Here is a 14,786-nt window from a genome sequence, read left to right on the forward strand (position 1 = left end):
CCGCCAGACAGGCGCCAATTCAATCTCAAGCACGCAACAGCCGCATCGGGCCAAACAAGGCCTGCATGTCGCTGTTGCCGATAAAGGACAGATTATACGGATGTTCCGCCGTGACCTGCGGCAACAATGCGGCCACCGGCAAGCGCTTGATGAGCTCGGCAATCTTGCCCCACAGCACCAGTTGCGGCAAGGCCGCCCCGCCCTGCCGCGCCAGCGCTTCCAGCACCACCTGCAGGAAGGGCAGCCAGCCGCGCGCATCCTGCACGGGCGGCACGTGGGAACGGAACACCAGCGCCGCGTTGAGCAGCAAGAAACCCTGCTCCGTCATCTTGCGCTGCAAGTCGGGCAGGCTCTGGACCACGCCGCTGCCGGCTTGCAGCGCGGCGGCCGCCACGGGCGCCATGGCCGCGCCGGAGGTGTCGCCGCCCTGCAGCTGGCCATCGGCCACCAGCAGCATCTTCATGAAGTTGCGCAGGGAGGTGGCGCGGTTGACGGGCTTCGACAGGCCCGTCGCCGACCACAGGCTGCCGACGGCGCCATCCATGAAGCACACGCCCGTGGCGCTGTCGGCGCGCGGATACGGTCCCTCGCCCACCAGCACATAGCGCACCTGCGCCAGCGGCAGGGCAAAGGCGGCGAACAGCCGGCCCTGCGTCGGCAGATAATCGTCGGCGGCCAGCGCCGGCAGGTAGGCGGGATCGGCCGCCATCACGGCCTGCAGGCCGCGCAGCAGGATGGGCCGCCAGGAAGCATGCGCCAGGGACAGGGCATCGGCTATGCTGGCAGGAATGGTGGTAGCGGTCATGACGCGTCAGTAAAATATTTGGGCAAACGCAAATTGTAGCGCACCGGCAAGCAAGAATTGCCCTCCAAAAATCAAGCACGCATAAAAAAACCCCGCCTGTTGCCAGGCGGGGCTTTCTGCATCGTGCGCTATAAAATCTATTCGGCGTCAGGCTGCTGCGCCGGATGGGCGGCGGCAAAGGCCGGCAAGGCGGCGCAGTGCGCGTGGATGCGCGCCACGCGCGGGTAAGGCGCCAGGTCGATGCCGAAGCGCTGCGCATTGAACACTTGCGGCACCAGGCAGCAATCGGCCATCGTGGGACTGTCGCCGTGGCAGAACAGGCCCGCGCCGGCCGGGTCGCCCTGGGCCAGCAGCGCTTCGACGGCCGCCAGTCCCTCGGCCATCCAGTGGCGGTACCATTCCTGCTTGGTTTCCTCGGACAGGCCCAGCGTCCCTTTCAGATACTTCAGGACGCGCAGATTCGTCAGCGGATGGGCGTCGCAGGCGATCGCCAGCGCCAGCGCGCGCACCCTGGCGCGTCCCAGCGCGTCGGCCGGCAGCAGCGGCGCGGCCGCATGCGTCTCGTCGAGGTATTCGAGGATGGCCAGCGACTGCGTCAGGATGGCGCCATCGTCATCGAGCGCCGGCACCAGGGCCGACGGGTTGACGGCGCGGTAGGCCGGCAGCAACTGCTGTCCGCCATCCTGCAGCAGGTGCACGGCGATGCTGTCATAGGCGATGCCCTTCAAATTGAGGGCGATGCGCACGCGGTAGGCGGCCGAACTGCGGAAATAGGTGTACAGCTTCATCGGGCGCCCTCCCCTCAGGCGCGGCCGGCGCTGTTGCCGACATACAGCGCGACCGTCTGCTCGATGCTGCCGAAGATGCTGGCGCCGGCCGCGTCGCGCATCTCGATGCGCACCTTGTCGCCGAACTTCAGGTACGCCGTTTTCGGCGCGCCGTGTTCGATGGTTTCGTACATGCGCACTTCGGCCAGGCAGCAATAGCCCACGCCGCCATTTTCGATGCTGGAGCCGAACAGGTTGCCCTGCTTGTTCGACACGGTGCCCGAGCCGACGATGCTGCCGGCGCCCAGTTCGCGCGTTTTGGCCGCATGGGCGACGAGCTGCGCAAAATTGAAGGTCATGTCTTCGCCCGCATTGGGTTTACCGAAGGGCTGCTCATTCAGGTCCACCAGCAGCGGCAGGTGCAGCTTGCTGTCCGCCCAGTCGGCCCCCAGTTCATCGGGCGTGACGGCGACGGGCGAAAACGCGCTGGCCGCCTTCGACTGGAAGAAACCGAAGCCCTTCGCCAGTTCGCCCGGGATCAGGTTGCGCAGCGAGACGTCGTTGACCAGCATCACCAGGCGGATCGCTTTCGCCGCGTCGTCCGCGCTGGCGCCCATGGCCACGTCGCCCGTAATCACCGCCACCTCCGCTTCCAGATCGATGCCCCACTCTTCCGACAGGGCGAAGATGGGGTCGCGCGGTCCGATAAAACTGTCGGAGCCGCCCTGGTACATCAGCGGGTCCGTGTAGAACGAGGCCGGCACTTCCGCGTTGCGCGCCTTGCGCACCAGTTCCACGTGGTTGATGTAGGCCGAACCGTCGGCCCACTGGTAGGCGCGCGGCAGCGGCGAGTGGCACAGATTGGCGTCAAACGGCTGTGCGTCCGGCGCCTGGCCCGCGTTCAGGTTGGCGTAGGCCTGTTCCAGCTTGGGCGCCACGGCGTCCCAGTTGTCGAGCGCCGCCTGCAGGGTGGGGGCGATGGCGGCCACGCGCTGGTACTGGCGCAGGTCGCGGCTGACGAGGATCAGGGCGCCGTCGCGGCTGCCGTTCTTCAGGGTTGCGAATTTCATGGTGTTCCTTGTGTGGATGAACGTATCGGGGCTGCGGTTTGCGCCAGGTCAGGCTGAGTCTCAGGCGTCGGCTGGCGCGTGCATCCAGGCGGCGTGCTTCGGTGCGCGGCGCGTCTGCGACCATTCTTCCAGCATTTCCCATTTGACGGCGTCCAGTTTGGCCATCATCTCGGGCGTGCCCACGTTGGCCGCCAGCTCCAGGCGGTGGCCGTTCGGGTCGAAGAAGTAGATCGACTGGAAGATGGCGTGGTTGACGGGGCCCAGCACGTCGATGCCGGCGGCCACCAGGCGCTCCTTGGCGGCCAGCAGTTCCTCCATGCTGCCCACTTCCAGCGCCAGATGCTGCACCCAGGCCGGGGTATTGCGGTCGCGGTCCATCGGCGGCTGCGTCGGCAATTCAAAAAAGGCCAGCACATTGCCCTGGCCCGCGTCGAGGAAGACGTGCATGTACGGGTCCGGCGCCTTGGTCGACGGCACCAGGTCTTCGGCGATGGCGAGGACGAAATTCATGTTCAAATGCTTGACGTACCACTCGACGGTCTGCTTCGCGTCGATGCAGCGGTAGGCGACATGGTGGATTTGCTTGATTTTCATGGTATTTGTCTCCAATGGATGCGCCCTGGGCGCGATGGCTGGCCTGTTTTTCAGCTTTTCACCATTAGAATCGAGATCCAGCTATCATACAAACAATATTTAACCATTGATTTATCGGATTATCTTATGAGTCCCAGCCTGCGCCAGATGCGCGCCTTCGTCGCCCTTGCCAAGACCGGCAGCTTTACCCTGGCCGCCGAGTACCTGCACGTGACGCAATCGGCCTTGAGCGGCTTGATCAAGGAACTGGAAAGCGTGCTGGGCGTGCGCGTGGTCGAGCGCAGCACGCGCAAGACACAGCTGTCCGAAATCGGCCGCGAATTGTATCCGCTGTTTGAGAAGATGATCGAGGACCTCGACGGCGCCATGGCCGGCATCGCCCAGCGCAAGGCCCTGAAAACAGGCATGGTGCGCATCGCGGCGCCGCAGATGATGGCGTGTACGCTGCTGCCGGAAGTCATCGCCGCCTACCGCCAGGCGCACCCGCAGGTGCAGCTGCGCCTGGTCGACTGCCCCGTGGAGAATGTATCGAGCCGCGTCTTCAGCGGCGAAGTCGATTTCGGCATCGGCCCCGAGCGCGACCCGACGGCGGAAATCGCCGCGCAGGTGCTGTTCGAGATGCCCTTCGTGCTGGTCTTCCCCGAGCAGCACCCGCTGCAGCGGAAAGCGCGCGTGACCTGGGCCGACGTGGCCGATTATCCGTTCATCTCGCTGCAGGGCCAGTTCACGGAACGCCTGCTGCGCGACATGCACGGCAGCTTGCGCGACCTGTCGCTCCATCCCTACAATGAAGTGACGTTCATGACGACGGCGCTGGCCATGGTCAGCGCCAACCTGGGCATCACGGCCTGCCTGCCGTACGCGGAGCCGATGGTGAAGTTATATAAGCTGCAGATGCGCACGCTGCACGAGCCGGAACTGACGCGGCGCTTTTTCGTCTACACGAAGACGGGCCGTTCGCTGTCGCCGGCCGCCGAAAGCTTCATCGCCTTTTTGTTCAAGTATGTCGAGACGCACGAGTGGAACGTGGGAGCGGGCGCCGCCTTATAATGGGCCACCATCCCTTGCCGCCTACGCCATGACCAAGCCTGCCCCGAACGAGCTGTCGCCCATCGACGCCGCCACCATCGCCATCAACCAGCGCATGAACGCCTTCGACGGCCATGCGCAGGTGTGGCTGTTCGGCTACGGCTCGCTGATCTACAAAGCCGATTTTCCGTACCTCGAGCGCCGTCCCGCCAGCATCGCCGGCTGGACGCGGCGCTTCTGGCAAGGTTCGCACGACCACCGGGGCACGCCGATGGCGCCGGGCCGGGTCGCCACCATCGTGCCGCAGGCGGGCGCCTCGTGCGACGGCATGGCCTACCTGATCACGCCCGAAGTCTTCGCCCACCTCGACCACCGCGAAAAGAACGGCTATCTGCGCCTGGCCACCGACATCAGCTTCGACGACGGCAGCAGCACGCAAGGCCTGGTGTACGTCGCCAACGAAGAAAACGCCGCCTTCCTCGGCGCCGCGTCGGAACTGGACATCGCGCGCCAGATCGCCCGCTCAAACGGCCCCAGCGGCCCCAACAGCGAGTATGTGCTGCACCTGGCCAGCGCCCTGCGCGAACTGGGCAAGAGCGATCCGCATGTCTTTGCCATCGAGCAACATCTGGCGCGACTCCAGACCCATGCCCAGAACGACGCCGCAACGTCCGGCGGCACCTGAGATAGCCAGCATCCTGGCCATGCCTGCGCGTTCCAGGACGCTGGCGCGCCGCCACCTCCGGCGAGCGGCGGCTTTCCCGCAAGCAGCAGGCCAGCGCCACCGGCCTTCAGCACCTGAGCGCCCGTGCAGCACCAGCCGTGACGACGGTTTAATTTAAAACAAATCCAGCTGCCCCGCATTGCCCCCTTTTGCCTTGCTTCCCAGCGGCGGCACCACCAGGGGCCGCCGGAATTGCGTACAGTCGAGCTGCTTGAAGCGGCCGCCCTTGCCGTGCAGCCCCAGCCGGTGCATGGCCTTTTCAAAGCGCTGGCGGATCAGGTCGGCCCACACGCCCTCGCCCTGCATGCGCGCGCCGAACGCGCTGTCGTAATCCTTACCGCCGCGCATTTCGCGCACCCGGTTCATCACGCGCTGGGCCCGTTCCGGGAAATGCGCTTCCAGCCATTGCTGGAACAAGGGGCTCACTTCCCACGGCAGGCGCAGCACCACGTAGTGGGCATGGATGGCGCCCGCGTCGCGCACGGCTTCGAGCAGCTGCTCGATTTCCGGCTCCGTCACGAACGGGATGATGGGCGCGATGCTCACGCCCACGGGAATGCCCGCCTCCGTCAGGGTGCGTATGGTGCGCAGGCGCCGCGCCGGCGCGGCCGCGCGCGGCTCCAGCGTGCGCGCGATGGCGGGATCGAGCGTGGTGACGGTCACCGCCACGGCCGCCAGGCGTTTTTCCGCCATGGGCGCCAGCAAGTCGATATCGCGCTCGATCAGCGACGATTTGGTAATCAGCGCCACCGGATGGTCGCATTCGTGCAGCACTTCCAGCACGCGCCGCGTCAGCTGCCGCTCGCGCTCGCACGGCTGATAGGCGTCCGTATTCACGCCCAGGGCGATGGGTTCGGGCAGGTACGAGGCCCTGGCCAGTTCGCGCCGCAACAGCTCGGGGGCGTTGACCTTGGCATAGATGCGGCTCTCGAAGTCCAGCCCCGGCGACAGGCCCAGGTAGCTGTGCGTGGGGCGGGCAAAGCAATAGATGCAGCCATGTTCGCAGCCGCGGTAGGGGTTCAGGGAGACGTTGAAGGGCAGATCGGGCGAGGCGTTGCGCGTGAGAATGGTGCGCGCCTGTTCGTCGCTGACCCGCGTCTGCCACGCGGCCGCGCCCTCCTCCCCGGCCGCCGGCCCGGCCTCGTCGGCCAGGCCCCAGCCATCATCGAAGCCTGCCCGCGCCTGCAATTCGTAGCGCCCTTGCAGGTTGGACACGGCGCCACGCCCCTTGCGGGCTTTCAAGGACGGCGGCGGCAGCATCGCTTGCCCGGCAAAGCTGTCATCGTGCTCTGGAATGATTGCTTTCATGAACGGCCCCATCAACTGTATATACGTACAGTATACTATGCCGCTCCCGGGGCAAGATCAAGGGCCGCCGTGGTGCTATTTCAAGCTTTTTCACCGTGCGGTGTGACATAACTCAACTGCTGTGCGACAAAACCGTCAAAGGCGGCGATCAGGGGAACGAAACGCGGCGCGTCCTGCTCCAACTGCATCAGGGCATAAGACGTCGCTTCCAGGGTCGACAGCTGGTCGGGTGCATGCGCCTTGCGGATCAGGTAATGCGAAGCCGGCATGTCGCGCAGCGGCAAGCGCGGCAGCTGCTGCAGCAGGGGATTTACATACAGCATCTTGCGGCTCTTGCGCCAGGTGCCGTCGAGTACCACCAGTTGCAATTGCGCCGGGTCCAGCAAGATGGCGGGGTCGAGCGCGGGCGGCGGCGCGATGCCCAGCGAGCGGTCGCCGGGCGTATCGGGATACAGCAACACGTTGTACTTGCCGGCCAGCAACTCGGCAAGCGTGGCGGGGGCAAATTGTTCGCCTGTCAGCAGGCGGCTGTTGGGCAGGCTCAGGTGCAGCAAGCGGGCGCTGCCCTTGGCATTCTGCACTTCCAGCGGATGCTGGAGGATCAGCACTTGCACGGCGTGGCCAACGGGAGCGATCCAGCGGCAAATGCAGCTGGCTTCGGCGCGCAGGCAAGCTGGACAGCGCGCGCGTTTGACGGATGCGCCCTGGGAAGACGAAGCGACCGTAGAACTGGTGACGGCAGGACGGGAAGTATGGCGGGTGGTCATGGCGGAGCGTGATCGCGGCTGTCTGCAAGCCGCGATTGTAGCGCCCACGCCATGTCAGGGGGAAATCTGCGCTTGCAACCGCGCTTAAAACTCTTCCCATTCGTCGGCGCCGGAGGCCACCGGCGCCTTTGGCGTGCGGGCGCGCACAGCTTCCGCTGGCGCCGCCTTGCCCGTCGCGGGCGCGGGCGCGGCCACGACCGGGGCCGGGGCCGGGGCCGCTGTGCGCCGGATGGCGGGCCGCGCGGCCGATTTTACCGGCGCCCGCGCCGGCGCGGACGCGGTCATGGTCGGGGCCATAGCGGGAGCGGCACTGGCGGCAACATATTGCTGCGAAGCATCGAGCTTGAACACGCCCACCACGTCGGCCAGCTTGGCCGCCTGTTCCTGCATGGATTCGGCTGCCGCAGCCGCCTGCTCCACCAGGGCCGCATTTTGCTGCGTCACCTGGTCCATCTGGCCGATGGCCTGGTTGACCTGTTCGATGCCGGTGCGCTGCTCGTCGCTGGCGTCCGTGATCTGGTTCATGATCTGCGTCACATGGCCGATGCTTTCCACGATTTCATCCATGGTGCGGCCCGCCTTGTCCACCAGTTGCGAACCGGCCTCGACTTTTTGCACGGAATCGTCGATCAAGCCCTTGATTTCCTTGGCGGCTTGGCTGGACCTCTGCGCCAGGTTGCGCACTTCGGACGCCACCACGGCGAAGCCACGGCCCTGCTCGCCCGCGCGTGCCGCCTCGACGGCCGCGTTCAGGGCCAGGATATTCGTCTGGAAGGCGATGGCGTCGATGACGCTGATAATGTCGACGATCTTGCGCGAGGAGTCATTGATCGAGCCCATGGTGCTGACCACTTCCGACACTACCGCGCCGCCCTTGCTGGCGATCTGCGAAGCGTCGATGGCCAGCTGGTTGGCGCTGCGCGCGTTGTCCGCATTGAGTTTCACGGTGGACGTCAGCTCCTCCATGGACGACGCCGTCTCTTCCAGCGAACTGGCCTGCTGTTCCGTGCGCGACGACAGGTCCATGTTGCCGGCGGCAATTTCGCTCGACGCCGTGCTGATGGAATCGGTGCCGGAACGCACCTGGCCGACGATGCTCACCAGCTTGTCGTTCATGTTTTTCAGCGCATGCATCAGCTGTCCCGTCTCGTCGCCGCTTTCCACCACGATATGGCTGGTCAGATCGCCTGCCGAGACGGCTTCCGCCACCTGCACGGCCCGCGTGATGGGGCGCGTGATCGAGCGCGTGATCCAGTAGGCGCAGGCTATGCCCAGCAGCATGGCGGCCATGCCCAGCGAAATCAGCAACAAACGGCCGTTTTCATAGCGCGCACGGATTTGCCCGGCCGTTTCATCGAGCAATCTGGCTTCCAGCACGGCCAGTTTTTTCAGCGCCGCCAGGTAAATGTCGCGCTTGACGGCCATGTCGCCGTCATACAGGCGTTTGCCCAGTTCCAGGTCGCCCGCGGTCTTGGCCTTGAACACGTCCTTGCGCACCTCCGTGTAAGCCTTGCGCGTGCTCAACACTTCCTGGTACAGCGCTTGCTCTTCCGCGCTCAGTTCGCTCTTGCCGATCTCGTTCTGGATTTCCGTGGCGCGAGCGGATGAAACCGCCATTTCCTTCTCAAATTGTTTCTGGTGTTCCGGGTCGCTGACTTTCCAGGCGGCCGCCGTGCGGGCCGCATTAACCTCGATGACCTTGGTCCATTCGCCGATCAGGCGCTCATTGCGCACCTTCACGTTGACGAGCTGATCAGTTTCCTGGCTGGCGCTTTGCATCTGCACGATGCCCACCACGGTCAAAGAAGTCAGCAAGAGCAATACAGCGGCAAAACCGCCACCGAGACGCACGCCAATCTTGAGGTTTTTCATTGCGAGATTCCTATTTGAAAGCACTATGCACGGATGCCGCCAGCTTGCCGCCGCTACAAATCACTATAGCAAGCATTTGCCACCAGACAAACGCGAGTGGGGAGGGGACGCAGCTGTGCCCGGCGCCAAGGCGCCACGCACGCACTACTTTGGTGCTGATTGTGAGTGAATCAGGATGGTATTGCAAGAAATAACATGCAGAAAAGCAACAACCAGAAGACGCGACGCCGCCACGAGCGGGCGGCAGGCAAACAAGCTCAGTTTTGCTTCACATAGATCAATTGGGACGTATCGAAACCCAGCCCCCTGGCCTTCTCGATCAGGCGCTGCTGCACAGCGGGGTCCATGGTCGGCGTGCGCGACAGCAACCACAAGTACGATTTATCGGGGCCGCTGATCATGGAATAGCTGTAATTTTGCTGGTCCAGATCAAAAACGATATAGGAGCCATAGAAAGGGCCGAAAAACGACACTTTCAGATAGCCCACGTCTTTCCTGTCGACGAAATACGCCTTGCCTTCCGCCTCTTTCCACCGCGCGTCCGCATCCTTGTAGCCGCGGTTGAGCACTTTCAGGCCGCCATCCTGGCGCAGGCTGTAATCGGCCGTCACATGGCTCAGGCCCCGCTCGAACGAGTGGTCGAGGCGCGCGATTTCATACCATTTGCCCAGATAGCGCGTGGTGTCGAAGTTGCCGACAGGGACGATATTATCGGGCCGGCCGACACAGCCGGCCAGCACGAGCACACACAGGAACAGCAGTTTTTTCATGGTCTTTTCCAGTGAGTGAAATCAGGGCAGCAATGCGTGCTCGACGATGCGGCCGATCTCGCCGCTGCTTTGCATGCGCGCGATGGCGGCATTGAATTGTTCGATGAAATCATCGCGGTAGGGGTAGGCGTCCGGCTGGCGTGCCGTAAATCCCAGGTGGCCCTGCTGGCTGGCCAGCTGCGCCGTTTCGTGGACGGCCTGCATCGGCGCGCCCGCCTGGCCGTCGCGCCGGATGCGCTGCAGCTCCCATTGCGCCGACAGGCGGTCGCTGACATAGCAGTCGATGCGCCCGCGCATCAGCTTGAGCAGATTCGTGCGCGTGCCCTTGGCCGGGTCGAGCACGACCTTCCCGGCGCGCAGGGCCGCCATCATTGCCGCGTCGCCCGGCAAAAAACCCGCGTTCACGCCGATGTGCAGGCCGCCGTAATCGGCGGGCCACTGCTGCAGCGCGCGTTTCGCCAGCACTTCCGCGTTGCAGAGCACCACCAGCTGCTCCATCAGCAGGGGCACCGAGTAGCGCACGTACGGCCGCTCGCTGCGCCAGGAATACGGCGGGTACAGGCCGAACGCCTGGCCCGTCTGCAGCATCAGCAAGCCCCGCTTCCAGGGCACGGGACGCAGCTGCACCTGGTACTGCGGCATGGCCTGCGCGGCCACGCGCACGATCTCCGTGTAGATGCCTTTCAGCTGGCCGTGCTCGACATACGAGTACGGCGGATAATCGTCGTCGCCATACAGCACCACCGGCTGCGGCGCGCCAGCCCACGCCGCGGCGCTGGCGGCGGCGGACAGGCAGAACGCGGCGGATAAACAGGCCATCTTGAACATGCTGGCAGAGTAGCACGGAAGCGGCAAGGACGATCATCCGTTCGTGCCGTCCATGCCCAGCATCTCGTCGAGCTGCGCCAGGGTGCCCTGATCCTTGACGACGGCGCGCAGCCACAGGTGCAGCGGCAGCTCCGCCCAGGTGGCGGCCTTGTCGGCCAGGTAGGCGACGGGGCTGTGCGGCTCCGTGCGGCGGAAGAAATCGGCCACCTGGCGCAGCTGGGCCAGCGCCTGCTGGCGCTGCACGATGGCGCCGCCGCTGCCGGCGGCCAGGCCGGCGGCGGGCGGCGCGCCGGCCAGATCGGCGCCGGGCGCCAGCGGCGCGATGAAATGGATGGCGCCCTCCAGCGCGTCGCGGGCGGCGCGAAAGCTGGGACCGTCCGTGCCGAGCCGCGCATCGACGCTGCGCTCGAGCGCCAGCAGCGACTGCATGCAGTACTGCGCGTCGGCCAGCAGGCCGTCGGCAAACTCGCGCGAGTTTTTCTGCCGCGCCGTCTCCATTTGCGCCAGGGTCGGCGCCTCGTCGTGGCGCGCATCGCTCCAGCCCTGTTCCGCCGCGCCCTGGCCCTGGCTGGCGGCCGCGCGCTGGCGCGCCGCGTCGAAATCCTGCAGGGCAAACTGGCCGTCGGCGCCGGCCGTCAGCGGTATCTCGCGCACCAGCTGCGGCGTGCGCGACAGCAGCCAGTACAGGTTGCCGATGCGCTGTTCATGGTCGCCCTCCTCGGCCAGCGGGTACAGGCCGTCCCAGTAGCGCTCGCACAGGCCCGCGAGCAGCGCGTAGCCGTCGCCCAGTCCGCGGAAATGGCGCGTCCTGGCGTGCGCCTCGGCCAGCCACACGGCCACGCGCATATCCTTGCTGTGCGTGGCGATCAGCTGTTCGCAGCGCGTCGCCACGAACGGCCAGTCGGCCTCCTTCAGCGCCGTCACCCAGTCGCCCTGGTCCAGGCTCGGGTCGTCGTGCTGGCGCGCGCGCGCGACGGCGTCGAGCTCCTGGCTGAAAGTGATGTCGGCGCCGCATGGGCTGACGGCGCTGACGGGATGCAGCAACTGCTCCAGGTTGAACATGGCGCTCTCCGGAAGGTGGATTATCGGATCGTGTACTTGAACTGTCCCTGCTTGCCGGCGCCGACGCGGATCGACGTCACCGGCTCGCCCTCGGCCATGCGCGCCAGCACCGCTTCGGCGATCGCCGGCAGCACGCTGCCGTTGAGGATCTGGTCGACGTTGCGCGCGCCCGAATCGACCTCGGTGCAGCGCGCCAGCACCGCCTCGACCAGCGCGGCGTCATGGCTGAACTGCGCCTGGTGGTTGCGCGCGATGCGCTGGCCGATGCGCGCCAGTTTCAATGCGATGATCTCGGCCAGCACGGCGTCGCTCAGGGCGTAAAAGGGCAGCACCTGCAGGCGTCCCAGCAGGGCCGGCTTGAAGTGCGCCGCCAGTTGCGGGCGCACCAGCTCTTCCAGTGCGGCCGGCGTGGGCAAGTCCTGCGCCGTCCGGTTCAGGCAGGCGGCCATCATGGCGCCGGAACCCAGGTTCGAGGTGGCGATGATGACGGTGTTGCGAAAATCGACTTCGCGCCCTTCCGCGTCATCGAGCACGCCCTTGTCGAAGACCTGGAAGAACAGTTCCAGCACGTCGGGATGGGCTTTTTCCGCCTCGTCGAGCAGCACCACGCTGTAGGGCTGGCGCCGCACGGCTTCCGTCAGCACGCCGCCCTCGCCATAGCCGACATAGCCGGGCGGCGAGCCTTTCAGGCCGGCCACGCTGTGCGCCTCCTGGTATTCGCTCATGTTGATGGTGATGAGCTTGCGCTCGCCGCCATACAGCAGCTCGGCCAGCGCCAGCGCCGTTTCCGTCTTGCCCGTGCCGGACGGCCCCGTGAACAGGAACACGGCTTGCGGCTTGTCCGGGTCGTCCAGGCCGGCGCGCGCCGTGCGCACGCGCTGCGCCACGGCCTCGATGACGTGATCCTGTCCCAGCACCCGTTCGCGCAGCGCCCCGTCCAGGGCCAGCACCGTGCGGATCTCGTCCCTGAGCATCTTCCCCAGCGGGATGCCGGTCCAGCCGGCGACGATGCCGGCCACCACCTGCGCGTCGACTTCCAGCGGCGCCAGCGGCGCTTCTCCCTGCAGCGCCGCCAGTTCGTCCTTCAGCGCCAGCAGGGTCGCCGCGCCGCTCTCGCCCGGGCGTTCGCCGCGCAGCTGCGCGCGCAAGTCGCCGATCTGCGCCACCAGCGTTTTTTCGCGCTCCCAGCGCTGCGCCAGCGCCGCGATCTGCGCCTGGCCGCCGTCATGCTCGCGCCGCAGCTGCGCCAGGTGCGCGGCGCCAGCCTTGCCGGACGCCTCGCCATCGCCCGCCTCGCGCTCCAATGCGGCGATTTCGGCGCCGAGGCGCTCCTGCCGCCGCTGCGCGTTTTCCAGCTGCGCCGGCGTGGCGCTCTGGCCCAGCGCCACCTTGGCGCAGGCCGTATCGAGCACGCTGACGGCCTTGTCGGGCAGCTGCCGTCCGCTGATGTAGCGGTGCGACAGGCGCACCGCCTCGACGATGGCGGCGTCGCGCACGCGGATGCCGAAATGGCGCTCCATCGGCGGTGCCATGGCGCGCAGCATGGCGCAGGCGATGTCCTCGCTGGGTTCTTCCACCGTGACGACCTGGAAGCGCCGCGCCAGCGCCGCATCCTTCTCGAAATATTTTTTGTACTCGCTCCAGGTGGTGGCGGCGATGGTGCGCAGGGCGCCGCGCGCCAGCGCCGGTTTCAGCAGGTTGGCCGCGTCGTTCTGCCCCGCCTGCCCGCCGGCGCCGATCATCGTGTGCGCCTCGTCGATGAAGAGGATCACCGGGTGCGGGCTTTTCGTCACCTCGTCGATGACATTCTTCAGGCGGCTTTCGAATTCGCCCTTCACGCTGGCGCCGGCCTGCAGCAAGCCCATGTCGAGCGCGTGGATGCGCGCGCCCTGCAGCACGGCCGGCACGTCGCCGGCGGCGATGCGCAGCGCCAGGCCTTCCACCACGGCCGTCTTGCCCACGCCCGCCTCGCCCGTGAGGATGGGGTTGTTCTGCCGGCGGCGCAGCAGGATGTCGACGGCCTGGCGGATTTCCGCCTCGCGGCCGATCACGGGATCGAGCTTGCCGTCGTGCGCCAGCTGCGTCAGGTCGGTGGTGAACTGGTCCAGCGCCGGCGTCTTCGTCGCCAGGGTAGCGACCGGGTCGGCTGGCGTGCCGGCAAGCTGCGGCGCTGCCGCGCTTTCCTCCTCGCCGGAGCCGGCCGTGAGTTTATCCGGATGATGCTTCAACTGCTCCACGCTGAAGCGGGCGAACAGCTTCGAGCCGCGGTAGGCCAGCTGCGCCAGCTCAGGTTCCGTCAGCAGCGCCAGCAGCAGATGGCGGCTGCGGATGGGTCCCGGCTGCGCCGTATCGAGCGAGGCGATCAGCCAGGCGTGTTCGAACAGCAGCGGCAGATGGGGCGAAAACACGGGCGTGCGCGCGCTGCCCGTCCTGAAGCCGCCGATCTCGCGCCGCAGGTCCGCCTCCAGCGCCGTCAGGCTGATTTCACTGCGCCGCGCGACGGTGACGAAATCGCTGCGCTCCTGCTCCAGCAGGGCCAGGAACAGGTGTTCGATATCGACTTCGTACTGGCCCAGCCCCATGCAGATAGTCGCGGCGCGGCTGGCGGCCGTGCGCGCCGTGTCATTAAGCTTGGCGATCAGGGTTTTCAGGTTATGGCTCATGCGGCGGCTCCCTTGCGGTTGATCGAATAGCGCAGCGACGACGGCTGCAGGACGGCGTCGAAATTGACCGTCTCGCCGCCGGCCTGCACGGCCAGGGTGCCGCTGATGACGAAGCCGACGCGGTTGATGGCGCCCGCCTCGCGCTCCAGGCGCGCGCGCACATTGCGCAGGCGCGGCTCGTGGCGCTCGATGGCCGCCTTCAGCGCGGCGCAGATGCGGGCGCGGTCGTCGCTGCTGGAGAAGCACATGCCGGCAAAATCGATCAGGCCATAGTTGACGATGGACGCCGCGCATTCCGGATACGCGTCGAGCGCGCCGGGCGGCAGGGCCACGCGCGTGTTGAGCAGCGCCTCCAGGTCGCGCGCCACCGCATCCTTCAGTTGTTCGAGCGACAGGCGCGCTGCCGCGCCGCCCGCCGCCCCCATCAGGCGGTCAAACAAGCCGGGTACATAACTGTCCATGCACACTCCTGGAAAATCGGCGCGGCGCGCAACGGGCGATGTCCGCCGCGCGCCGCGCGCGATGGA

Annotated in this window: 14 protein-coding genes; 2 read left to right on the plus strand and 12 right to left on the minus strand. The window is 66.4% G+C overall.

All coding sequences use genetic code 11. The annotated features are described in order from the left end of the window. Nucleotides 1-25 precede the first annotated feature (25 nt). The 4 genes from AC07VI_RS16245 to AC07VI_RS16260 form a co-directional block, all read right to left on the minus strand. Nucleotides 26-805 carry a uracil-DNA glycosylase family protein gene (locus AC07VI_RS16245; protein ID WP_086148305.1) on the minus strand — a complete coding sequence of 260 codons (780 nt, stop codon included), beginning with the start codon at nucleotides 803-805 and terminating at the stop codon, nucleotides 26-28. A 137-nt stretch (nucleotides 806-942) separates the two neighbouring features. Further along, on the minus strand, nucleotides 943-1,593 hold the full coding sequence (gene maiA, locus AC07VI_RS16250) for a maleylacetoacetate isomerase (protein WP_086148306.1): 651 nt from the start codon (nucleotides 1,591-1,593) through the stop codon (nucleotides 943-945). Nucleotides 1,594-1,607: 14 nt separating this feature from the next. Continuing rightward, nucleotides 1,608-2,642, minus strand: a complete 1,035-nt coding sequence (locus AC07VI_RS16255; RefSeq protein ID WP_099374958.1) for a fumarylacetoacetate hydrolase family protein — start codon at nucleotides 2,640-2,642, stop codon at nucleotides 1,608-1,610. A 60-nt stretch (nucleotides 2,643-2,702) separates the two neighbouring features. After that, nucleotides 2,703-3,236: a VOC family protein gene (locus AC07VI_RS16260; RefSeq protein ID WP_076567022.1), complete on the minus strand. Its 534-nt coding sequence runs from the start codon at nucleotides 3,234-3,236 to the stop codon at nucleotides 2,703-2,705. A gap of 126 nt (nucleotides 3,237-3,362) precedes the next feature. Between AC07VI_RS16260 and AC07VI_RS16265 the strand changes: the two genes are divergently transcribed. Next, a complete protein-coding gene (locus AC07VI_RS16265; protein WP_086148308.1) occupies nucleotides 3,363-4,286 on the plus strand; it encodes a LysR family transcriptional regulator in 924 nt (307 codons plus the stop codon). 61 nt (nucleotides 4,287-4,347) lie between these two features. Beyond that, a complete protein-coding gene (locus tag AC07VI_RS16270) occupies nucleotides 4,348-4,950 on the plus strand; it encodes a gamma-glutamylcyclotransferase (RefSeq protein ID WP_492996355.1) in 603 nt (200 codons plus the stop codon). 153 nt (nucleotides 4,951-5,103) lie between these two features. Here AC07VI_RS16270 and AC07VI_RS16275 read toward each other — a convergent pair whose 3' ends face one another. The 8 genes from AC07VI_RS16275 to tssE all read right to left on the minus strand — a co-directional run bounded on the left by AC07VI_RS16275 (nucleotide 5,104) and on the right by tssE (nucleotide 14,720). After that, entirely contained in the window at nucleotides 5,104-6,297 is a 1,194-nt protein-coding gene (locus tag AC07VI_RS16275; RefSeq protein WP_492995088.1) for a PA0069 family radical SAM protein, read from the minus strand. An 80-nt stretch (nucleotides 6,298-6,377) separates the two neighbouring features. Then, complete coding sequence (locus AC07VI_RS16280; RefSeq protein ID WP_086148309.1) at nucleotides 6,378-7,064, minus strand: tRNA-uridine aminocarboxypropyltransferase; 687 nt, start codon at nucleotides 7,062-7,064, stop codon at nucleotides 6,378-6,380. Nucleotides 7,065-7,148: 84 nt separating this feature from the next. Next, nucleotides 7,149-8,936, minus strand: coding sequence for a methyl-accepting chemotaxis protein (locus AC07VI_RS16285; RefSeq protein ID WP_099374959.1), 1,788 nt, complete (start codon nucleotides 8,934-8,936; stop codon nucleotides 7,149-7,151). A 257-nt stretch (nucleotides 8,937-9,193) separates the two neighbouring features. Continuing rightward, entirely contained in the window at nucleotides 9,194-9,706 is a 513-nt protein-coding gene (locus AC07VI_RS16290; protein ID WP_492995091.1) for a lipocalin family protein, read from the minus strand. Between the two features lie 21 nt (nucleotides 9,707-9,727). After that, complete coding sequence (locus tag AC07VI_RS16295) at nucleotides 9,728-10,525, minus strand: substrate-binding periplasmic protein (RefSeq protein WP_226935844.1); 798 nt, start codon at nucleotides 10,523-10,525, stop codon at nucleotides 9,728-9,730. 42 nt (nucleotides 10,526-10,567) lie between these two features. Further along, complete coding sequence (gene tssA, locus AC07VI_RS16300) at nucleotides 10,568-11,596, minus strand: type VI secretion system protein TssA (protein WP_099419450.1); 1,029 nt, start codon at nucleotides 11,594-11,596, stop codon at nucleotides 10,568-10,570. Nucleotides 11,597-11,616: 20 nt separating this feature from the next. Next, entirely contained in the window at nucleotides 11,617-14,259 is a 2,643-nt protein-coding gene (gene tssH, locus AC07VI_RS16305) for a type VI secretion system ATPase TssH (RefSeq protein ID WP_492995094.1), read from the minus strand. After that, complete coding sequence (gene tssE, locus AC07VI_RS16310) at nucleotides 14,256-14,720, minus strand: type VI secretion system baseplate subunit TssE (RefSeq protein ID WP_086148421.1); 465 nt, start codon at nucleotides 14,718-14,720, stop codon at nucleotides 14,256-14,258. Before tssE ends, tssH begins: the two co-directional genes overlap by 4 nt. Between the last annotated feature and the right edge of the window lie 66 nt (nucleotides 14,721-14,786).

It is taken from the genome of Janthinobacterium sp. GW821-FHT03A03 (genome assembly GCF_059421435.1).

Bases quoted from the DNA above. Each gene is read 5' to 3' on its own strand.
- AC07VI_RS16245 (WP_086148305.1), bottom strand. From the start codon at position 805: ATGACCGCTACCACCATTCCTGCCAGCATAGCCGATGCCCTGTCCCTG.
- maiA (WP_086148306.1), bottom strand. From the start codon at position 1,593: ATGAAGCTGTACACCTATTTCCGCAGTTCGGCCGCCTACCGCGTGCGC.
- AC07VI_RS16255 (WP_099374958.1), bottom strand. From the start codon at position 2,642: ATGAAATTCGCAACCCTGAAGAACGGCAGCCGCGACGGCGCCCTGATC.
- AC07VI_RS16260 (WP_076567022.1), bottom strand. From the start codon at position 3,236: ATGAAAATCAAGCAAATCCACCATGTCGCCTACCGCTGCATCGACGCG.
- AC07VI_RS16265 (WP_086148308.1), top strand. From the start codon at position 3,363: ATGAGTCCCAGCCTGCGCCAGATGCGCGCCTTCGTCGCCCTTGCCAAG.
- AC07VI_RS16275 (WP_492995088.1), bottom strand. From the start codon at position 6,297: ATGAAAGCAATCATTCCAGAGCACGATGACAGCTTTGCCGGGCAAGCG.
- AC07VI_RS16280 (WP_086148309.1), bottom strand. From the start codon at position 7,064: ATGACCACCCGCCATACTTCCCGTCCTGCCGTCACCAGTTCTACGGTC.
- AC07VI_RS16285 (WP_099374959.1), bottom strand. From the start codon at position 8,936: ATGAAAAACCTCAAGATTGGCGTGCGTCTCGGTGGCGGTTTTGCCGCT.
- AC07VI_RS16290 (WP_492995091.1), bottom strand. From the start codon at position 9,706: ATGAAAAAACTGCTGTTCCTGTGTGTGCTCGTGCTGGCCGGCTGTGTC.
- AC07VI_RS16295 (WP_226935844.1), bottom strand. From the start codon at position 10,525: ATGGCCTGTTTATCCGCCGCGTTCTGCCTGTCCGCCGCCGCCAGCGCC.
- tssA (WP_099419450.1), bottom strand. From the start codon at position 11,596: ATGTTCAACCTGGAGCAGTTGCTGCATCCCGTCAGCGCCGTCAGCCCA.
- tssH (WP_492995094.1), bottom strand. From the start codon at position 14,259: ATGAGCCATAACCTGAAAACCCTGATCGCCAAGCTTAATGACACGGCG.
- tssE (WP_086148421.1), bottom strand. From the start codon at position 14,720: ATGGACAGTTATGTACCCGGCTTGTTTGACCGCCTGATGGGGGCGGCG.